The sequence below is a fragment of the Blastococcus saxobsidens DD2 genome (genome assembly GCF_000284015.1).
GTDB classification, from domain to species: Bacteria; Actinomycetota; Actinomycetes; order Mycobacteriales; family Geodermatophilaceae; genus Blastococcus; species Blastococcus saxobsidens_A.
This window is the reverse complement of the sequence record NC_016943.1, coordinates 1,471,908-1,485,854: the sequence shown is the minus strand read 5'-3', so window position 1 is coordinate 1,485,854 and position 13,947 is coordinate 1,471,908. Positions and strand designations below refer to the sequence as shown.

Annotated in this window: 13 protein-coding genes; 1 reads left to right on the top strand and 12 read right to left on the bottom strand. The window is 71.2% G+C overall.

All coding sequences use genetic code 11. The features are described from left to right. Positions 1 to 117 precede the first annotated feature (117 nt). The 7 genes from BLASA_RS06990 to BLASA_RS06960 are packed head-to-tail and all read right to left on the bottom strand — an operon-like array spanning position 118 to position 5,402. On the bottom strand, positions 118 to 951 hold the full coding sequence (locus BLASA_RS06990; RefSeq protein ID WP_014375367.1) for an ABC transporter permease: 834 nt from the start codon (positions 949 to 951) through the stop codon (positions 118 to 120). Beyond that, positions 948 to 1,721, bottom strand: a complete 774-nt coding sequence (locus BLASA_RS06985) for an ABC transporter permease (RefSeq protein WP_014375366.1) — start codon at positions 1,719 to 1,721, stop codon at positions 948 to 950. The genes BLASA_RS06990 and BLASA_RS06985 overlap by 4 nt, the downstream gene beginning before the upstream one ends. A gap of 1 nt (position 1,722) precedes the next feature. Further along, positions 1,723 to 2,682, bottom strand: a complete 960-nt coding sequence (locus tag BLASA_RS06980) for an ABC transporter ATP-binding protein (protein ID WP_014375365.1) — start codon at positions 2,680 to 2,682, stop codon at positions 1,723 to 1,725. A gap of 60 nt (positions 2,683 to 2,742) precedes the next feature. Further along, the gene (gene ndk, locus BLASA_RS06975) at positions 2,743 to 3,153 is read right to left on the bottom strand and encodes a nucleoside-diphosphate kinase (protein ID WP_014375364.1); all 411 of its coding nucleotides are present in this window, start codon (positions 3,151 to 3,153) and stop codon (positions 2,743 to 2,745) included. 11 nt (positions 3,154 to 3,164) lie between these two features. After that, positions 3,165 to 3,572 carry a DUF4233 domain-containing protein gene (locus BLASA_RS06970; RefSeq protein WP_014375363.1) on the bottom strand — a complete coding sequence of 136 codons (408 nt, stop codon included), beginning with the start codon at positions 3,570 to 3,572 and terminating at the stop codon, positions 3,165 to 3,167. Continuing rightward, the gene (locus BLASA_RS06965; protein WP_014375362.1) at positions 3,569 to 4,924 is read right to left on the bottom strand and encodes a bifunctional folylpolyglutamate synthase/dihydrofolate synthase; all 1,356 of its coding nucleotides are present in this window, start codon (positions 4,922 to 4,924) and stop codon (positions 3,569 to 3,571) included. The genes BLASA_RS06970 and BLASA_RS06965 overlap by 4 nt, the downstream gene beginning before the upstream one ends. 22 nt (positions 4,925 to 4,946) lie before the next feature. Beyond that, a complete protein-coding gene (locus BLASA_RS06960) occupies positions 4,947 to 5,402 on the bottom strand; it encodes a YccF domain-containing protein (protein WP_041775654.1) in 456 nt (151 codons plus the stop codon). Between the two features lie 116 nt (positions 5,403 to 5,518). Between BLASA_RS06960 and valS the strand changes: the two genes are divergently transcribed. Then, positions 5,519 to 8,128, top strand: a complete 2,610-nt coding sequence (gene valS, locus BLASA_RS06955) for a valine--tRNA ligase (RefSeq protein ID WP_014375360.1) — start codon at positions 5,519 to 5,521, stop codon at positions 8,126 to 8,128. Here valS and BLASA_RS06950 read toward each other — a convergent pair. The 5 genes from BLASA_RS06950 to BLASA_RS06930 all read right to left on the bottom strand — a co-directional run bounded on the left by BLASA_RS06950 (position 8,125) and on the right by BLASA_RS06930 (position 13,849). Continuing rightward, positions 8,125 to 9,294 carry a CaiB/BaiF CoA transferase family protein gene (locus BLASA_RS06950; protein WP_014375359.1) on the bottom strand — a complete coding sequence of 390 codons (1,170 nt, stop codon included), beginning with the start codon at positions 9,292 to 9,294 and terminating at the stop codon, positions 8,125 to 8,127. The genes valS and BLASA_RS06950 overlap by 4 nt on opposite strands. Before the next feature lie 9 nt (positions 9,295 to 9,303). Continuing rightward, the gene (locus tag BLASA_RS06945; RefSeq protein WP_014375358.1) at positions 9,304 to 10,470 is read right to left on the bottom strand and encodes an acyl-CoA dehydrogenase family protein; all 1,167 of its coding nucleotides are present in this window, start codon (positions 10,468 to 10,470) and stop codon (positions 9,304 to 9,306) included. A 520-nt stretch (positions 10,471 to 10,990) separates the two neighbouring features. Next, on the bottom strand, positions 10,991 to 12,265 hold the full coding sequence (gene clpX, locus BLASA_RS06940) for an ATP-dependent Clp protease ATP-binding subunit ClpX (protein WP_014375356.1): 1,275 nt from the start codon (positions 12,263 to 12,265) through the stop codon (positions 10,991 to 10,993). A 296-nt stretch (positions 12,266 to 12,561) separates the two neighbouring features. After that, positions 12,562 to 13,191, bottom strand: coding sequence for an ATP-dependent Clp protease proteolytic subunit (locus BLASA_RS06935; RefSeq protein WP_014375355.1), 630 nt, complete (start codon positions 13,189 to 13,191; stop codon positions 12,562 to 12,564). A 19-nt stretch (positions 13,192 to 13,210) separates the two neighbouring features. Next, positions 13,211 to 13,849, bottom strand: a complete 639-nt coding sequence (locus tag BLASA_RS06930; RefSeq protein ID WP_014375354.1) for an ATP-dependent Clp protease proteolytic subunit — start codon at positions 13,847 to 13,849, stop codon at positions 13,211 to 13,213. Positions 13,850 to 13,947 lie beyond the last annotated feature (98 nt).

Sequence of the window (13,947 nt, the reverse complement as noted above, 5' to 3'; positions counted from 1 at the left end):
GCCCCCCCTGTTGATCAGGTGACCTGATCGATCGGGGTCCTGACTCAGCGTCGACGGTGAGCCAGGACCCCACCAGCTGAGCCAGGACGCCGCCAGGACGCCATGCCGCGCCGGCGGCTACTTCAGCAGGAGACCGGAGAGGCGGCGGGCGCCGATGGTCAGGCCGACCAGCCCCATGACCACCAGGTAGCCGGCGTTGCCCAGCAGCGACCAGCCGACGTCGCCGGTGACGAGGCCGCGGATCAGCTCGATGCCGTGGTACAGCGGCGTGCACTGGACGACGACCTGCAGCGGCCCGGGGTAGGTCGACAGCGGGTAGAAGGTCGTCGAGAAGAGGAACAGCGGCAGCAGCACCAGCTGCACGAACTCGAAGTCCTGCCAGCCGCGCAGGAACGTCGTGGCGGCGAGCCCCACCGCGGCGAAGGCGAACCCGATGAGGATCGCGGCGGGCAGCGCGAGCACCGCCCACCAGGAGCCGACCAGCCCCATGACCACCATGATCCCCAGGAAGGCCGCGGAGTAGGTGGCGCCCCGCATGAGCGACCAGGCCACCTCCCCCACCGCCACGTCCGGCGCGGACAGCGGGGTGGCCAGGACGGCGTCGTAGAGCTTCGAGTACCGCAGCTTGAAGAAGAGGTTGAACACCGAGTCGTAGATCGCGCCGTTCATCGCGGCGGCCGCCATGAGCCCCGGTGCGACGAACTCCTGGTAGCTCAGCGACGCACCGGTGTCGGTGACCACGGTGCCGATCAGCCCGCCGATCCCGACGCCGATCGAGAGCAGGTAGAAGAACGGCTCGAACATCCCGGAGACGAACAGCGGCCAGGTGCGCTTGGCCACCAGGAAGTTCCGGTGCACCAGGTGCCCGGCCCGCCGGGCGGAGAGCGGGTAGAGGGGGAACACCCGCCAGAGCAGCGCCTGCCGCGGAGCGGTGGTCTCCACGGTGCTCACGTGACCAGCCTCCGGCGCAAGGTGCGTGCCGCGAGCGCCAGGCCCACGAGGAACCACAGCAGCAGGTAGCCGACGTGCAGCAGCGCGGCACCCGCTTCGATCGAGCCCAGCGACAGCCCGCGGGAGAGGGCCACCCCGTGCCACAGCGGGGTCGCGTAGGCCACCCACTCGAAGAACCGCGGCAGCTGGTCCACCGGGAAGAACGTCCCGGAGAACAGGAACATCGGCAGGACCAGGAACCGCTGCAGCGCGGCGAAGCCGGTGTCGTTGTCCAACGTCGCGGAGAAGGCGGTGATGGGGGCGGCGAAGGCCAGACCCGTGAGCAGGGCTGCGGGCAGCGTGAGCAGGACGAGCAGGCTCTCGGCGGCACCGAACAGCACGAGGACGGCGAGGAACAGCGCCGCCGACGTCCCCACCCGGAAGGCGACGTACAGCAGGTGGCCGGCCAGCAGGTCGCGCACCCCCGCCGGCGTGGCCAGCACCGCCTCGTAGGTCTTGTCCCACTTGATCGCGCCGAGCACCGGGTAGGTCGACTCGAAGCTGCCCAGCTGCATCGCCGCGGCGACCAGCAGGCCGGGCGCGAGGAAGGACAGGTAGTCCACGCCGCCGGGCAGGCCGGAGCCGCGGTCGACGAGGACGCCCAGCGTCAGCCCCATCGCCGCGAGGAAGAGCGCCGGCTCCAGCACGCTGCTGACCAGGCTGCTGCGCCAGAAGTGCCGGTAGGCGGTGAGCCGGTGAGCGGTGAAGGCGAGGGCGCCGGGAGCGGTCACGTCAGTCCACCAGCGTCCGGCCGGTCAGCCGGAGGAAGACGTCCTCCAGCGAACTCCGGCGCACCAGGCTCGACAGCGGGTGCACGCCGGCGCCGGTGACGGCCGACAGGGCGTCGTCGCCGTCGCCGGTGTAGAGCAGCAGGCGGTCGGGCAGCACCTCGACCCGCTCGACGGCGCCGGCCTGCAGCACCCCGTCGAGGTCGGGGACGTACCGCTCCGGGCCGGGCTGCCCCTCCAGCAGCGGAAAGCGCAGCTCCAGGACCTCCCGGGTCGCGTACCGGCGGATCAGCTCCGCCGGCGACCCCTCGGCGGCGATCCGGCCCTTGTCCATGACGACCAGCCGGTCGCAGAGCTGCTCGGCCTCGTCCATGTAGTGCGTGGTGAGCACGAGGGTCACCCCGCGCTGCTTGAGCCGGTAGAGCCGGTCCCACAGGACGTGGCGGGCCTGCGGGTCCAGCCCGGTCGTCGGCTCGTCGAGCAGGACGACCTCGGGCTCGTTGATCAGCGCCCGTGCGATGGTCAGCCGCCGCTTCATGCCACCCGAGAGCGGCTCCACCTTGTCGCCGGCCCGCTCGGTGAGCTGCACGAACTCCAGCAGCTCGGCGGCGCGGCTGCGCAGCACCGACCGCGCGATCCCGAAGTACCGCCCGTAGACCAGCAGGTTCTCCGCGACCGTGATCTCGGGGTCGAGGTTGTCGGTCTGCGGCACGACACCGAGGCGGGCGCGGATCGCCGGGCCGTCGACCACCGGATCGAGGCCGAGGATCCGGAGCTCACCGGCCGTGGGCGGCGACACCGCGCCGATCATGCGCATCGTCGAGCTCTTGCCGGCGCCGTTCGGGCCGAGGAACCCGAACGCCTCCCCGGGCGCGACGTCGACGTCGATGCCGTCGACGGCGGTGAAGGTGCCGAACCGCTTGACCAGTCCGCGGGCGGAGATCAGGGACTGGTCGGTGGGCACCGGGAGACCGTAGTCAGCCCCACCGACGGCGGACGACCCGTTCTCGGCACGCGCCGGGAGTCAGCCGAGGTCGGGGAAGAACAAGGCGATCTCGCGCGCGGCGGACTCGGGCGAGTCGGAGCCGTGCACGATGTTGTCCTGCACCTCGAGGGCGAAGTCGCCGCGGATCGTGCCGGGCGCGGCCTTCACCGGGTCGGTGGCACCGGCGAGGGCGCGAAACGCCTCGATGGCGCGCGGGCCCTCCACGACCAGGGCCATCAGCGGGCCGCCGGTGATGAACTCGACGAGCGAGCCGAAGAACGGCCGCTCGCGGTGCTCGGCGTAGTGCGTCTCGGCGACCTCGGCGGTCAGCGTGCGCAGCTCGGCGGCGACCAGGCGCAGCCCCTTGCGCTCCAGCCGGGTGATCACCTCGCCGACCAGGCCGCGGGAGACGCCGTCGGGCTTGACGAGGACGAGGGTGCGTTCGGTCACGGGGCGGCAGCTTACGGGGTGGCCTGGTCCTCGCCGTCGGCGTCGCCGGCCCGGGGGGACGGAACCGGGCCGAAGGAGGTGCCGATCAGCTGCTTGCGCACCTGCAGCAGGTAGCTCCAGATGAGCACGAACGCCCCGGCCACGATCCACATGACGCTGTTGAGCAGGCCGGTGAGCAGCAACGGCACCTGCAGCGCGGTACCGATGAGCAGGCCGCGCTCCCGCCGCTGCACCGCCGACGCCAGGATCAGCAGGAGCGCGAGGACGAGCAGGACCGTCAGGCGGCCGGCACCGAGCCCCTCCTCGGTCTGCGCGATACCCCGCGGCACGAACAGGACGGCGATGCCCTCGAGCACGAGCACCGCCGCCGCGGCACCGCGCAGCGCCTTCGCGGCGCGGAGCGGGTCCGGTGCGGTCACCGCCGGCTCCCGGACAGCAGGGTGCGGGCCTCGCCGGCGGTGATGACGCTGCCGGTGACCAGCACGCCGGAGCCGCCGAGCGCGTCGTCCGGGCCGGCCTCGGCCAGCTCGATCGCCTCGGTGATGGCCTCGTTCAGCCGCGGCGAGACGCTCACCCGGTCGGCCCCGAAGACGTCGACCGCGAGCGCGCCCAGCTCGTCGGCCGGCATGGCGCGCGACGAGCTGTTCTGGGTGACGACCAGCTCGGCGCAGACCTCCTCGAGCGCGGCGAGCATCCCGGCGACGTCCTTGCCGTGGACGGCGCCGACGACGCCGACCAGCCGGGTGAAGTCGAAGGACTCCCGGATCGCTTCGACCGTCGCGGTCATGCCGGCCGGGTTGTGGGCCGCGTCGACCAGCACGGTGGGGCTGGTGCGCAGGCGCTCGAGCCGGCCGGGCGAGCGGACCGCCGCGAAGGCCGCGCGGACGGTCTCCTGCTCGATCGGGCCGGTGGCCGCGCCCGCACCCAGGAACGCCTCGACCGCGGCCAGCGCGGTGGCCGCGTTCTGCGCCTGGTGGGCGCCGAAGAGCGGGAGGAAGACCTCCTCGTACTCCCCGCCGAGACCCTGCAGCCGCACCTGCTGCCCCCCGACGGCCACCTTCCGGTCGAGGATGCCGAACTCGGTGCCCTCGCGGGCGACCACGGCGTCGGCCTCGACGGCGCGGCGGACCAGCGCGTCCAGGGCCCCGGGCTGCTGGTGCGCCAGCACCGCGATCGAGTCGGCCTTGATGATCCCGGCCTTCTCGCCGGCGATCGTGGCGACGTCGGGGCCGAGGTACTCGGCGTGGTCCATCGCCACCGGGGTGACGACGGCGACCCGCGCGTCGGCCACGTTCGTGGCGTCCCACCGGCCGCCCATGCCCACCTCGACGACGGCGACGTCGACCGGCGCGTCGGCGAAGAGCGCGTAGGCCATCCCCACCATGACCTCGAAGAAGCTCATCGGGATCTCACCGGCGGCGTCGACCATCTGCACGTACGGCGCGATGTCGTCGTAGGTCTCGACGAAGCGCTCGGGGCCGACCGGTTCGCCGTTGAGCACGATCCGCTCGCGGATGGTCTGCAGGTGCGGGCTGGTGAACCGGCCCACCCGCAGCCCGAAGCCGCGCAGGATCTCGTCGATCATCCGCGCCGTCGTCGTCTTGCCGTTGGTGCCGGCCACCTGGATGACCGGCATCGCGCGGTGCGGCGAACCGAGCAGGTCGACCAGGGCGCTGATGCGGGTGAGGGACGGCTCCAGCCGGCTCTCCGGCCACCGGGCCAGCAGCTCGCTCTCGACCCGGGCCATCTCACCGGTGCTGCCGTTGCTCATCCTGCTCAGGATGCCAGCACGGTCACCGGGCGACGGCGGCCCGGCCGGGGGCGCCGCCGACGACCCCTCCGCCGGCGTGCATCCAGTCACGCGGCGGAGTGTTCTCCACGACGCGCTTGCCGAGCGGGAACAGCCCGACCGCCGCGAGCTTGAAGGACGCCACGCCGAACGGGATCCCGATGATCGTGAGGCAGAACCCGATGCCGGCGACGATGTGCAGCAGCGCCAGCCACCAGCCGGCGACCAGGAACCACAAGAGGTTGCCCACGGCCGACGCGACCCCGGCGTCCGGGGCCCGCACGGTCGTGCGCCCGAACGGCCAGATCACGAAGAAGGCGAGCCGGAACGCGGCGATGCCGAACGGGATGGTGACGATCAGCAGGCAGGCGAGCACGCCTGCCAGGGCGTAGGCCAGGGCGAGCACCCAGCCCTGGAGCACCAGCCAGACGAGGTTGAGCAGCAACCGCAAGGTATCCACACCTGAACCACGAGGCGGCGCCACGCACGGTTCCCGCGACGCACCGTGCGACCGGCCACAGGCGCGTCACCGCGCCCGCCGGAACGGTGTTGCCACGCCTTTCTAGGATGCCGGTCATGGAAACCCGCATCGCGAGCCCGGATGGTGCCGCCGTGACCACGGCCGACCCGGGAGCCTCGAGCGGCGTACCCGAGAAGCCCTCGATCGACGGCCTCGAGGAGAAGTGGGTCGGCCGCTGGGCCGCCGAGGACACCTACGGCTTCGACCGCGCGGCCGCCCTGCAGGCGCCGCGGGAGCAGATCTACTCGATCGACACTCCCCCGCCGACCGCCAGCGGCTCGCTGCACGTGGGGCACGTGTTCAGCTACACCCACACCGACATCGTCGCCCGCTACCAGCGGATGCGCGGCAAGCACGTCTACTACCCGATGGGCTGGGACGACAACGGGCTGCCGACCGAGCGGCGGGTGCAGAACTACTACGGCGTCCGCTGCGACCCGGCCCTGCCCTACGACCCGTCGTTCGAGCCCCCCGCCAAGGCGGGCAAGGACCAGGTGCCGGTCTCCCGCCGCAACTTCGTCGCGCTGTGCATGCAGCTGACGGAGGACGACGAGGCAGAGTTCGAGAAGCTCTGGCGCCGCGTCGGTCTGTCGGTCGACTGGGGCAACGTCTACCGGACGATCTCGGAGACCTCCCGCGCGACCGCGCAGCGGATGTTCCTGCACAATCTGGCCCGCGGCGAGGCCTACGCCCAGGAGGCGCCGACCCTCTGGGACGTCACCTTCCGCACCGCCGTCGCCCAGGCCGAGCTGGAGGACCGGGAGCGCCCCGGCGCCTACCACCGGATCTCCTTCTCCTCCGCCGACGGCTCGGTCTTCATCGAGACCACCCGGCCGGAGCTGCTGCCGGCGTGCGTGGCACTGGTCGCGCACCCCGACGACGCGCGCTACCAGCCGCTGTTCGGGAAGACGGTCCGGACGCCGCTGTTCGACGTCGAGGTGCCGGTGGTCGCGCACCGCCTCGCCGAGCCCGACAAGGGCTCCGGCATCGCGATGATCTGCACCTTCGGTGACCTCAACGACGTCACCTGGTGGCGGGAGCTGCAGCTGCCCACCCGCGCGATCGTCGGCTGGGACGGCCGGATCCTGGCCGACCCGCCGCCCGGCGTGCCCGTGCACCCCTACGACGAGCTGGCCGGCAAGACGATGTTCAGCGCCCAGCAGCGGATCGTGGAGCTGCTGCGCGACTCCGGCGACCTCGAGGGCGAGCCGAAGCAGATCACCCACCCGGTGAAGTTCTTCGAGAAGGGCGAGCGCCCGCTGGAGATCGTCACCACGCGGCAGTGGTACATCCGCAACGGTGGCCGGGACGCCGACCTGCGGGACGCGCTGATCGCCCGCGGCCGGGAGATCCAGTGGGTGCCCGAGCACATGCGGCACCGCTACGACAACTGGGTCGAGGGTCTCAACGGCGACTGGCTGATCAGCCGGCAGCGGTTCTTCGGCGTCCCGTTCCCGGTCTGGTACCGGCTGGACGCTTCCGGTGAGCCGATCCACGACGAGCCGATCCTGGCGCCGGAGTCGGCGCTGCCGGTCGACCCGTCGTCGGACGTCCCCGAGGGCTTCACCGAGGACCAGCGCGGCAAGCCGGGCGGGTTCATGGCCGACCCCGACGTGATGGACACCTGGGCGACGTCGTCGCTGTCGCCGCAGGTGGCCTCGGGCTGGGACACCGACCCCGAGCTGTTCGCCAAGGTCTTCCCGATGGACCAGCGGCCCCAGGCGCACGACATCATCCGCACCTGGCTGTTCTCCACCGTGGTCCGGGCGCACTTCGAGCACGGCAGCGCGCCCTGGTCGCACGCCACCATCTCCGGCTTCGTGGTCGACCCCGACCGCAAGAAGATGTCGAAGTCCAAGGGCAACGCGACGACGCCGATCGACGTCCTCGAGCGCTACGGCACCGACGCCGTGCGCTGGCGCGCCGCCGGGGCTCGGCCCGGGGCCGACTCGCCGTTCGACGAAGCGCAGATGAAGGTCGGCCGGCGGCTGGCGATGAAGATCCTCAACATCGGCAAGTTCGTGCTGGGGCTGGGCGCGGGCTCGGTGGACCTGGCGTCGGCGACCGAGCGGATCACCGAGCCCATCGACCGGGGGATGCTCACCGCCCTGGCCGCCGTCGTGGACGAGGCCACCGCGGCGATGGAGGCCTACAACTACACCCGTGCGCTCGAGGTCGCCGAGACGTTCTTCTGGTCGTTCTGCGACGACTACGTGGAGCTGGTGAAGTCCCGCGCCTACCGGAGCGACGACGCCGCCGCCTCCGCGCAGGCCGCCCTGGCGCTCGCCCTGTCGGTGCAGCTGCGGCTGTTCGCCCCGGTCCTGCCCTTCGTCACCGAGGAGGTCTGGTCCTGGTGGCAGACCGGCTCGGTGCACCGCGCCGCGTGGCCGTCGGCCGCCGAGCTGCCCGGGAACGGCGACCCTGCGGTGGTGACCGTGGCCGCCGCGGCGCTGGCCGCGGTGCGCAAGGCCAAGTCCGACGCCAAGCAATCGATGCGCGCCGACGTGGAGTCGGCGACCGTGACCGCGACGCCCGACCAGGTGCCGCTGGTGGAGGCGGTGCGCTCCGACCTGATCGACGCCGGTCGCATCCAGCTGCTGATGGTCCGCCCGGGCGAGGGCGCCCTGGCCGTCGACGTCGTCCTGGCCGGACCCGGCGCGGACTAGCCGCGACCGGTCAGGGCGTCGTCCCCGCCGAGGCCGAGGCGCCGGAGCACCTCGTCGGTGTCGGCGCCGGGTTCGCGCGGCGGAGTGCGCACGGAGCCCGGCGTCCGGCTGAGCTTGATCGGGAGACCCACCCCGGTGTAGCCGTCGAGTTCGACGACGAGGTCGCGGTGCCGCACCTGCGGATCGGTCAACGTCTCGCCGATGTCGTGCACCGGACTCGACGGCACCCCGCGCTCGAGCAGGGTGCGCCCCAGCTCCTCCCGGTCCCGGCCGCGCAGCAGCGGCGCCAGGACGCCGCGGAGCTCGTCACGGTGCCCGACCCGGTCGGCGTTCGAGGCGAAACGCTCCTCGTCGGCGAGGCCCGGCACCCCGAGCACGTCCACCAGCGCGCGGAACTGCCGGTCGTTGCCGACGGCGAGGAAGAAGATCCCGTCGCGGCACTCGAAGGTGTCGTAGGGGGCGATCGTGGGGTGCGCCGAGCCGGTCCGGGCAGGCACGTGCCCGTTGGCGAACCAGGTCGCGCTGTGCGGGTGCAGCAGGCTGACCGCGGTGTCCAGGAGCGCGCAGTCCACGAGCTGGCCCCGTCCCGAGACCTGCCGTTCCTGCAGCGCCAGCAGGATGCCGGTGACCGCGTAGATCCCGGTCACCATGTCCACGACGGGTACGCCCACGCGCAGCGGTGGCCCGGTCTCCTCGCCGTTGATGCTCATCAGCCCGCCGTACGCCTGCAGCACCGCGTCGTAGCCCGGAGCGCCGCCCAGCGGCCCCTCGACCCCGAAGCCGGTGATCCGGGCATGGACCAGGCGCGGGTACCGGGTGGAGAGGTGCTCGTCGTCGAAGCCCCACGCGGCGAGCGTCCCGGCCTTGAAGTTCTCCACCAGCACGTCCGCGTCCTCCAGCAGCCGGCGCAGCGCCTCCCGGCCGCCGTCGGAACCGAGGTCGAGCACGATGTTCTGCTTGTTCCGGTTCACGCCGGTGAAGTACGCGCTCGTCCGGGGCCCGACGAACGGCGGCCCCCACCCCCGGGTCTCGTCACCGGCAGGCGGCTCGACCTTGATCACCTCCGCGCCGTGGTCGGCGAGCATCTGCGTGCACAGCGGGCCGGCGAGGACCCGCGACAGGTCCACGACGCGCAGACCCGACAACGCGCCGGCGTGGTGGGACATGGTGGCCTCTCAGTAGGACTTCGGCAGGCGCAGCACGTGCTGGGCGATGTGGTTCAGCACCATCTCCTGGCTCACCGGGGCCAGCCGCAGCAGTCGCGCTTCCCGGAAGTAGCGCTCCACGTGGTACTCCTTGGCGTACCCCATCCCCCCGTGGGTCTGGATCGCCTGGTCGGCGGCCTGGAAACCCGCCTCGGCGCAGAGGTACTTCGCCGTGTTGGCCTCGCGTGCGCAGGGCAGGCCCCGGTCGTAGCGCCAGGCCGCGTGGCGTGCGGCGAGCTCGGCGGCATCCAGCCGCATCAACGCCTCGGCGAGCGGGAACGCGATGCCCTGGTTCATGCCGATGGGCCGGCCGAAGACGACCCGCTCGTTGGCGTAGCGGGTCGCCCGGCGCAACGCCGCCCGACCGATCCCCAGTGCCTCGTGGGCCAACAGGATGCGCTCGGGGTTGAGGCCGTCCAGGAGGTAGGTGAACCCCTGGCCCTCCTCGCCGATCAACGCGCTCGCCGGCACCCGCAGGTCGTCGATGAACACCTCGTAGGACGCCACGGCGTTGCGCCCCAGTTTCGGGATGGCCCGCAGGTGGACGGCGTCGGAATCAAGGTCCACCAGGAACAGCGACATGCCCTCGGTGGGCCGGGCGGTCTCCTCGCGCGGGGACGTACGGCAGATCAGCACCATCTTCTCGGACTGGCCCGCCTTGGTGATCCACACCTTCCGGCCGCTGATGACGTAGTCGGTGCCGCTTCGCCGGGCGAAGGTGGAGATGCGTGACGTGTCCGTCCCGGCGTCGGGTTCCGTCACCCCGAAGCACACGTGCAGCGACCCGTCGGCGGCTCGAGGAAGGACCTCTTCGCGCAGCTCCGTGCTCCCGTGCTTGACGATGGTGTTGAGTCCGAAGATCGTCAGGTGCATGGGGCTGCAGCCGTTCATCCCGGCGCCGGATGCAGCCACTTCCTCCAGCAGGAGCGCCGCCTCGAGGATGCCGAGCCCACCACCGCCGTACGCCTCGGGGATGGCGATGCCCAGCCAGCCCGCCTCGGCGAACGCGTTGTAGAAGTCCCACGGGAACTCGTGCTTCTCGTCCCGCTCGGCCCAGTACTCGTCGGAGAAGGTGGCGGCCAGCTTCCGGACGCCGTCACGTACCTGCGTCTGGTCGTCGCTGAGTTCGAAGTCCATCAGGATGCCCCTGGCCGGATCGGATGACGTCGTCGGAGCGGGGCTCTCCAGGGACCGCGCGGACCCGGTGGCCCCGACCGCAAGCGGCGTCGACGCGACGGGACGTGGTCTCCCACGGGGCCAGGGTGAGGGGGTCGCACCCCCGCGGGGCACTCACCGGCGGTCACTCCGAGCAGTCGCTTCGGCGCCCGGCTGCGATCTTCGGTGACTGCTGCCACAGAGCCACCGTAGCGGCCCTAAGGCCGGCGGTCCGCATCGCCAGGACGTGGGCGGCCCCGGCCGTGTGCACTCCGCCCCCCGACCCGCGGCGACGTCGTCGCTCGCGAACGCCGAGCACATCGTCGAGGACCGGCCCGGCCACCGTCCGGGGTCGTGACCGTCACACCCTCCACCCAGCCGCTCGCCGCGCGCCTCGGCACCGGGGCCGGCACACCCTGGGGCGCTGCCACGGGCTCCCACCGGCGAGACGCAGCGAGCCCGCCCCCGGATCGGGGACGGGCTCGCACGGGTGCTACCTGGCTCAGGCCGACTTCTCGCGGGGGGCGCGGGACGGCTTGCGCGGGACGATCGTCGGGTTGACGTGCTCCAGGACGACCTCCTTGGTGATCGTCACGGAGGCGATGTCCTCGCGGCTGGGGATGTCGTACATCACCGACTGGAGCACCTCCTCCATGATCGCGCGGAGCCCGCGGGCGCCCGTCCCGCGGAGGATCGCCTGGTCGGCGACGGCCTCGAGCGCGTCGTCGGTGAACTCCAGCTCCACGCCGTCGAGCTCGAACAGCTTCCGGTACTGGCGCACCAGTGCGTTCTTCGGCTGGGTCAGGATGTTGATCAGCGCCTGACGGTCCAGCTTCTTCACGCTGGTGATCACCGGGAGGCGGCCGATGAACTCGGGGATCATGCCGAACTTCAGCAGGTCCTCGGGCATGACCTCGGCGAAGGCGTTGAGCTCCTCGAGCTCCTTCTTGCCGCGGATCTCGCCGGCGAAGCCGATGCCCTGCTTGCCGGCGCGCGCCTCGATGACCTGCTCCAGGCCGGCGAAGGCGCCACCCACGATGAACAGCACGTTCGTCGTGTCGATCTGGATGAACTCCTGGTGCGGGTGCTTGCGCCCACCCTGCGGCGGGACCGACGCCGTCGTCCCCTCGAGGATCTTCAGCAGGGCCTGCTGCACACCCTCGCCGGAGACGTCCCGGGTGATCGACGGGTTCTCGCTCTTGCGGGCGATCTTGTCGACCTCGTCGATGTAGATGATGCCGGTCTCGGCGCGCTTGACGTCGTAGTCGGCGGCCTGGATCAGCTTGAGGAGGATGTTCTCGACGTCCTCACCCACGTAGCCGGCCTCGGTGAGCGCGGTGGCGTCGGCGATGGCGAACGGGACGTTCAGCATCCGGGCCAGGGTCTGCGCGAGGTGGGTCTTCCCGCAGCCGGTGGGGCCGATCAGCAGGATGTTGGACTTGGCCAGCTCGACGGCGTCCTCGCGGGAGGCGCGGTCACCGCCGGCCTGGATCCGCTTGTAGTGGTTGTAGACCGCGACCGAGAGCGTGCGCTTGGCCTTGTCCTGGCCGATCACGTACTGGTCGAGGAAGTCGTGGATCTCCTTGGGCTTCGGCAGCTCGTCGAACTTCAGGTCCGACGACTCCGAGAGCTCTTCCTCGATGATCTCGTTGCAGAGATCGATGCACTCGTCGCAGATGTAGACCCCGGGGCCAGCGATGAGCTTCTTGACCTGCTTCTGGCTCTTGCCGCAGAACGAGCACTTGAGCAGATCACCGCTCTCACCGATTCGTGCCACCTGCTGACCTCCACCTCGACAGTCGCCGGTCCTGGTGCCAGGTACCCGCGGGTTGGATGTGTACTGCTTGCTACCCCTGCTCGACCCCGCTGACAGGCTGTCCCGCGAGGCTCTCCTCCCGGCGCTTCTGGCCGGGGATCGGGTGTTCGCCGAACGTACCTGCCGCCGTGGACGAGGTCGGGCAATGACTCACCCGGTTCCGCCCCGGCCGTCCCACTCGTGTCCCGCCGTGCCCTCAGACCCCTCCGACGGTACGGGCCGAACACGCGTCACGCGCGTCCCCGGCCCGTACCGGATCACGGAGTCGGGAGGGCGTTGAGCTTCCGGCTCTGGATCACCTGGTCGACGATGCCGTAGTCCTTGGCCTCGGCGGCCGTCAGGATCTTGTCGCGGTCGATGTCCTTGCGGACCTGCTCCTGAGGGCGACCGGTGTGCCGGGCCAGGATCTCCTCCATCTGCACGCGCACCCGCTCGATCTCGGCGGCGTGGATCTCGAGGTCGGACACCTGACCGCCGGACTCGCCGGACGGCTGGTGGATCAGCACCCGGGAGTAGGGCAGCGCCAGGCGCTTGCCCGGCGTCCCGGCCGCGAGCAGGACGGCGGCGGCCGAGGCTGCCTGGCCCATGCAGACGGTCTGGATGTCGGGCCGGACGAACATCATCGTGTCGTAGATGGCCATCAGCGAGGTGAACGAGCCACCGGGCGAGTTGATGTAGATGGTGATGTCGCGGTCGGGGTCGGCGGACTCCAGCGTGATCAGCTGGGCCATCACGTCGTTGGCCGACGCGTCGTCGACCTGCACCCCGAGGAAGATGATCCGCTCCTCGAAGAGCTTGTTGTAGGGGTTGGACTCCTTCATGCCGTAGCTCGTGCGCTCCACGAAGGAGGGCAGGATGTAGCGGCTGGAGGGCATCTGGAAGCTCATCGTCGTCTGTCCTCGGGACTCAGTTGTCGGAGACCGGGTTGGCGCTGTCGGTCATGGCCGCGCGGCTGACGACGTGGTCGACGAAGCCGTACTCCAGGGCCTCCTGGGCGGTGAACCAGCGGTCTCGGTCGGAGTCCTCGAGGATCCGCTCGACGGTCTGCCCGGTGAGCTGCGACTGCAACTCCGACAGCTCCTGCTTGGTCCGCCGGAACAGGTCGGCCTGGATGGCGATGTCGGAGGCCGTGCCGCCGACACCGGCCGAGGGCTGGTGCATCAGGATCCGCGCGTGCGGCAGGGCGTAGCGCTTGCCCTTGGTGCCGGCGGTCAGCAGGAACTGGCCCATCGAGGCGGCCAGGCCCATCCCGTACGTGGCGACGTCGCAGTCGATGAACTGCATGGTGTCGTAGATGGCCATGCCGGCGGTGACCGAGCCACCGGGCGAGTTGATGTAGAGGTGGATGTCCTGCTTGGGGTCCTCGGCGGAGAGGAGCAGCATCTGGGCGACGAGCTGGTTGGCGATGACGTCGTCGACCTGGGTGCCCAGGAAGATGATCCGCTCGCGCAGCAGACGCTCGTAGACCGAGTCGCCGAGGTTCATCATGCCGCTGGCGCCACGCATCATGGGTGCGCTCGCCAAGATCGGGTCGGTGGTGCTCACGGGTGCGGTGACCTCCGTAGGACGCGTCGTGGCAGTAGGTCTCGTCGGTGGTGCGGGCCCGGTTCGGCCCACCGGGGAGGCGGTACCCCCCGGCGATC